At 29.3% G+C, this 2,518-nt stretch carries 5 protein-coding genes; 4 read left to right on the top strand and 1 reads right to left on the bottom strand.

What is annotated here, in order from left to right; genetic code table 11:
• The 4 genes from ACVC2P_RS15310 to ACVC2P_RS15295 form a co-directional block, all read left to right on the top strand.
• Positions 1 to 372 (top strand): Dps family protein (locus ACVC2P_RS15310; protein ID WP_452599330.1); only part of this gene is annotated, 372 nt, incomplete at its 5' end.
• A gap of 54 nt (positions 373 to 426) precedes the next feature.
• Entirely contained in the window at positions 427 to 900 is a 474-nt protein-coding gene (locus ACVC2P_RS15305; protein ID WP_452599329.1) for a hypothetical protein, read from the top strand.
• 35 nt (positions 901 to 935) lie between these two features.
• Positions 936 to 1,136: a hypothetical protein gene (locus tag ACVC2P_RS15300; RefSeq protein WP_452599328.1), complete on the top strand. Its 201-nt coding sequence runs from the start codon at positions 936 to 938 to the stop codon at positions 1,134 to 1,136.
• A gap of 114 nt (positions 1,137 to 1,250) precedes the next feature.
• Positions 1,251 to 1,766 carry a DUF3124 domain-containing protein gene (locus ACVC2P_RS15295; protein WP_452599327.1) on the top strand — a complete coding sequence of 172 codons (516 nt, stop codon included), beginning with the start codon at positions 1,251 to 1,253 and terminating at the stop codon, positions 1,764 to 1,766.
• A gap of 175 nt (positions 1,767 to 1,941) precedes the next feature.
• On the opposite strand, the gene ACVC2P_RS15290 is transcribed toward ACVC2P_RS15295, so the two are convergent.
• Positions 1,942 to 2,518 (bottom strand): SDR family NAD(P)-dependent oxidoreductase (locus ACVC2P_RS15290; protein WP_452599326.1); only part of this gene is annotated, 577 nt, incomplete at its 5' end.

Raw genomic sequence — 2,518 nt, 5'->3', positions numbered from 1 at the left:
AGAACTTTTCATTGGGATGTTTATGGACAAGATTTTTTTGAATTACACCAAGAGTTTGAGAATGAGTACAACACTGTAAAAGAACATATAGATATTATTGCAGAACGTATACGCTCATTTGGATTAAAGCCATCTATGTCTATGGAAACCATTATAAAAAAGTCTAAAATTAAAGAGAATACTAACGACTTAACTTCTATACAAATGGTAGAAGAGTTGCTTATGGACTACAATATTTTACACGATACTATGCTAGATGTCGTTAATGCATCACTAGATATTGGCGATAATGTTACAGAACAAATTATTACAGATTTTATGAAGCATCTAGAAAAGAGAAATTGGATGTTTACCGCTTGGATGAAATCATAAAAAATTAGCTTACGTATCTTATAATTTATTAATAACTTTTAATACTAAAATAAAATGACTAGTTTTAAATTAATATTAACTACTATACTATTAGGGTTTTGCCAACTTGCCACATCTCAAAATATAGCAAAAAATGCTTTAGGTTTAAGGCTCGGAGATAATGATGGTTTTGGTGGTGAAATATCGTATCAAAGATATCTTAATGACAATAACCGTTTAGAGTTCGATTTAGGATGGAGAGATTCTAAAAATGTTGAAGCTTTTAAGTTAGTTGGCCTATACCAATGGGTACATACTATAGATGGTAACTTTAATTGGTATGTAGGAGCTGGAGCTGGAATAGGATCATTTGATGCAGGAGTAAACGATGGTACTTTTGCACTTGTTGCTGGAGACTTAGGTATAGAATATAACTTTGACATTCCTTTACTTCTATCTTTAGATATGCGTCCAGAATTTGGGTTTGATGATAATTATAGTGATGGTTTAGATTTAGATATTGCCCTTGGTATTAGATACCAATTTTAAATATAACTTATTACTAACTCTTAAAAATATTAATTATGAATAAATCCTTACCAAAAATTTTCGTTATCGTAGCAGTAATATTAATAGGTTACGGTATTTTTACACTTATACAACCAGAAGCTTCTTTTAGTTTTGGTCCAATAGATATCGAAGAACAAGATAATACAAATGCTTATATTACTATAGGACTTGGTATGCTAGCTTTAGTATTATCCTTTATTACAAAGAAAAAATAATTAGTACTATATTGTAAATAGGTTTAATTTTAAAGCAAATTAAATATTGTTTTTACTCTGAAAATTTTATTAAAAATATTACATATAACAATAGATCTTAAAATTAAAAATGTCATGAAATTAAAATATTTATTTTTATTTTTTCTACTTTCTAGTTGCATAGAGCCTAAGAATCCTAATGTGGATTCTTCTGGACAAGATGAACTTGAGTCTCGTGAGGTTTATAAGCCTGTAAATGAGAAAGAGCTAGAGTTTCATGATTTAATATACGTCCCTATTTATTCTGATATTTATATTGATTCTCAAAATCAAAACCACTTATTGTCTGCTACATTAAGTATACGTAACACTAGTACAACAGATTCTCTTTTTATTTCTAAAATTAATTATTATAATACCGATGGTAATATGGTAAAGCGTTTTATTAATGGAACTATTAGTCTACGCCCAATGGCTACTGTAAACTATGTTATTGAAAAAGAAGACAATTCTGGGGGTTCTGGAGCAAACTTTATAGTAGAATTAAAGTCTAAAAACAGTAGTACTAAGCCCGTAATTCAAGCGGTAATGATGGGGCAATACAGTAACAAAGCATTTTCATTTATAACTGATGGTTACTCTTTAAAATAAACTGTATATAAATTATTAATCTAGATATTAAAAAGTCTATTTTGTAAGGTATTTATTTATTACTAAGGCGTTTATTATATTTTTGAATAATCGTTTTAAATATTTTTTAAAGCCAGTTCGTTAATGTATAACGTTATACATTAACGAACTGGCTTTAAACTATAGATCGCTATGGTTATGGTGTAGAGTTAGAAACTTGCAATAATTTACCATTATAATATTTGTTCCCGTTTACAGCAAAATTAGCTATATATTCTGCCATTTCTAATGCTGTTGTTGGAGCTTCGTAACCTGGAAATGCTTCTGCTAACATTTCGGTTTGTACAGCTCCTAAAGCAAGCACATTAAAAGCTATACCATGTTCTTTATATTCTTCTGCTAATAATTCTGTTAGAGTTATAACAGCTCCTTTACTAGAACTGTAAGCAGATAAACCTGCAAACTTCATGCTTCCTTGAACCCCGCCCATAGAACTTATAGTTATAACGTGACTTCCTTTAGTCATAAAGGGCAATATTACTCGCGTCATTTCTGCTACTCCAAAAACATTAGTTTTATAAACCTGCTCAAAATCTTCTAAAGAGGTTTCTAAGAATGGTTTATTTAGTAATGTTCCTGCATTATTAATTAAGATATCAACATGTTTCCATTCTTCTTTTACGTATGTTTCAACTTTTCTATAATCTTCTGGCTTAGATAAATCGAAAGCAAACGAATGAATATTATCGAAATTAAGGTTACTAACCTTTTGT

Source organism: Pontimicrobium sp. MEBiC01747, assembly GCF_053601635.1.
The sequence above is the reverse complement of the archived record's forward strand: the minus strand, read 5'-3'. Positions and strand labels throughout refer to the sequence as shown.

What these genes read in the sequence shown, in the direction of transcription:
- ACVC2P_RS15305 (WP_452599329.1), top strand. Translation starts at nt 427, where the DNA reads ATGACTAGTTTTAAATTAATATTAACTACTATACTATTAGGGTTTTGC.
- ACVC2P_RS15300 (WP_452599328.1), top strand. Translation starts at nt 936, where the DNA reads ATGAATAAATCCTTACCAAAAATTTTCGTTATCGTAGCAGTAATATTA.
- ACVC2P_RS15295 (WP_452599327.1), top strand. Translation starts at nt 1,251, where the DNA reads ATGAAATTAAAATATTTATTTTTATTTTTTCTACTTTCTAGTTGCATA.